Origin of the sequence: Dietzia sp. CW19, from assembly GCF_014145265.1 — a bacterium.
Lineage (GTDB): Bacteria > Actinomycetota > Actinomycetes > Mycobacteriales > Mycobacteriaceae > Dietzia > Dietzia natronolimnaea.
The window spans coordinates 13,785-16,253 of sequence record NZ_JAALEE010000505.1 but is presented as its reverse complement, the minus strand read 5'-3'; the positions used below and the strand labels follow the sequence as shown (position 1 = coordinate 16,253).

The 2,469-nt window shown below is 65.2% G+C and carries 3 protein-coding genes; 2 read left to right on the top strand and 1 reads right to left on the bottom strand.

The window, feature by feature from the left end:
• Positions 1-670: 670 nt before the first annotated feature.
• The gene (locus G6021_RS14440) at positions 671-1,009 is read right to left on the bottom strand and encodes an Lsr2 family protein (protein ID WP_182635438.1); all 339 of its coding nucleotides are present in this window, start codon (positions 1,007-1,009) and stop codon (positions 671-673) included.
• 297 nt (positions 1,010-1,306) lie between these two features.
• Between G6021_RS14440 and G6021_RS14435 the strand changes: the two genes are divergently transcribed.
• Positions 1,307-1,687 carry a hypothetical protein gene (locus tag G6021_RS14435; protein WP_182635440.1) on the top strand — a complete coding sequence of 127 codons (381 nt, stop codon included), beginning with the start codon at positions 1,307-1,309 and terminating at the stop codon, positions 1,685-1,687.
• A gap of 101 nt (positions 1,688-1,788) precedes the next feature.
• A partial coding sequence (locus tag G6021_RS14430; RefSeq protein ID WP_194307920.1) for an RES domain-containing protein occupies positions 1,789-2,469 on the top strand: 681 nt, incomplete at its 3' end.

Genomic DNA, 2,469 nt, shown 5'->3' with positions numbered 1-2,469 from the left:
TGCTATCCGAAGCACGTCCCTAACACCTTGGGACCAGCACCGCCTGGTTGATCCGCGCTAGCGCAATGCAGGATCCTATATACGGCCGCGATCCCGACCAGCCGCCAGTTCTCGGTAACGACGCTCGCTCAGCCGCAGGGCGGGGCGAACTTGCTCCCGACGTGCTCGAACTCATCGCGCTCCAAGCACACACCAGCGAGCGGAGAATCTCCTGGTGCGCTCGAGTCCTGGACACGAGCGAGGCTGGTATACGCGAACGCATCGCCCGCGGTCGGCGATGGTTGGAGTACCCCGCCACCGACGTGCACAATCCGTCGACGGCCAAATGGGTGAGACTCACGGAGGCCGGCCGTAAAGTCCTGATTCGGCCCTGAATTCTGAGGACCGGCACGCAGGCTGTACTGGTCAACTTGCTGTGCAAGTTGGCGCAGTTTCCAGCGGCAGGGAAACACTGGGAGTTTTGGTCCTCCAGAATCACCGGGCAATCGGTAACAGGGGAACGGGTAACGGGAAACGACTCCTGTTACCGGTATGGAGAGTGCCACAGAGTAATTCGCCGCCCGAGACGCCGCGATCAGACCTCCTACTCCCGACTCCCGAACACCCGCTCCTACCAGTTACATCGCTCCTGGTGGGGTCGTGTTTTTCTCCAGTTCGCCGCGCCAAAGGGTTAGTTGGCGGCGTGGTAGGCCTGCATGACGTCGGCGGGGATGCGTCCGCGGTCGGAGACGTCGTAGCCGTTGGCCTGGGCCCATTCGCGAATAGCTCTGGTCTCTGCGGACGGCGTCTTCGCGGAGGTTTTTCTTGCGGCCTTGGTGTTTCTTCCGGTCACGCGGTGGCCGGCCTCGATGTATGGGGCCACGGCCTCTCGCAGCGCCTGGGCGTTGTCGTCGCTGAGGTCGATGGAGTATTCCTTGCCCTCGAAGGCGAACGCGATAGTGTTTGCTGCCTCGCCTAGGTCGGTTCCGTCGATGTCGTCGGTGTATCTGACCTGGAAGTGCTGAGCCATAGATCTGTCCATTCTTGGTGCGTCAACTGCTGCGGGGAATTATGCCCGTTGCGGCAAGTCGCGTCGGTTGACTCTGAAAGCGCCAACCGCCCAGGCCCCGAGCGCACAGAGGCGAGGTAGGCCGCCTACGAGCCACCGCCGGGTGTGGCTGCTGGTGCGCTGGCGGACTCGGTGGACGCCGGGCGTTGCCGATTGGTGGCATTTGAGTAGCATTGACGGTGTTGGGCAGGGTGCCCGTAGTCGTCTACTGCCTTGATTGGCGGTGGTCGCGGGAGTTGACGCAAGGGGGTTCGGGCGATGGCTGTGGTGGATCAGGCGATCTTGGCGCATACCGAGACCATGAGGCTGTCGAGCGCGGAGTTGGCGCGTCAGCTGGTGCAGCATCTCGGGCCGACGGTGGTGGCGGTGGCCGCGGGTGTGCGGGACAGGAAGCTGCCGTACAAGTGGTCTGCCGACGGTGGTCCGGTGCCGCGTGATGGCGCGTTGCAGCGGCTGCAGGTGGCGCACCGGGCGTGGGTGGCGGTCGCGACGTCCGAGGGGTCAGATGTCGCCCGGGCATGGTTCATCGGCGCGAACCCCAGGTTGGATGAGCAGCCGCCGTTTATGGCGATCGCGGCGGGCAAGTTCAAGCCGGTGATGAGTGCTGCCGCGGCGTTCGTCGACGGCACCGACAACTAAAGCTCGCCCCGTGACCCTGCCCTGCGGGCCGGCCCGGCGAGCAGTGGAGGGCCACCTAGAGTGGCCGTGGTGAGTATGTGCGCCGGTAGAGGATGCTGCCCGTGACGGTCGAGGTCACGGTCTGCGCGAACACGGGCCTGGCGCTGCTGTCGGCCGGCGGACGGACCGTTTATCGGTTGGCTAAACCTTCCTATGGGGTGCTCAATCCGCCGACCAGGGGCGTGAGTAGCAGCGAGGACCGGGCGGGGTGGAACCGTTTCGATCTGCCCGGCGAGCAGACCATCTATTGCGCCAGTAGCGCCGAGGGCGCGTACGGCGAGTTGCTGGGCGCATTGAAGGTCGGCGGCCCCTACCGGGCGCAGGAGTACCTCGATGATCCCGGCGATACCGATCTCTACGCTCTGATCGCCCAGGACTGGAACGATCTGGGGGTTCGGCCACCCGGCGTGGTCGACATCGGTTGGCTGTACGCCCACCGCCTGTACACGGTGGCACTGCCGGCATCGGGATGGTTCGTGGAGATCGAACACGCGCGCACCATCACCTACCTGGCCTCGCATATTCCACAGTCACTGTGGGAGCGAGGGATCGGCGAGATCACCGTGGCGCAGACGCGTAGCGGTGACCGTCATCTGACGACCGAACTGGCCGCCACGCTGGCGGCCGCCCCACTGGTGGGCGGCGCACGGGCGCTGGGCGTGCACTACTACTCCAAACACGGAACAGAGTGGTCCTGCTGGGCGGTGTGGCTGCGCGACGACGTCGCCGGCGCGCTGGACGCA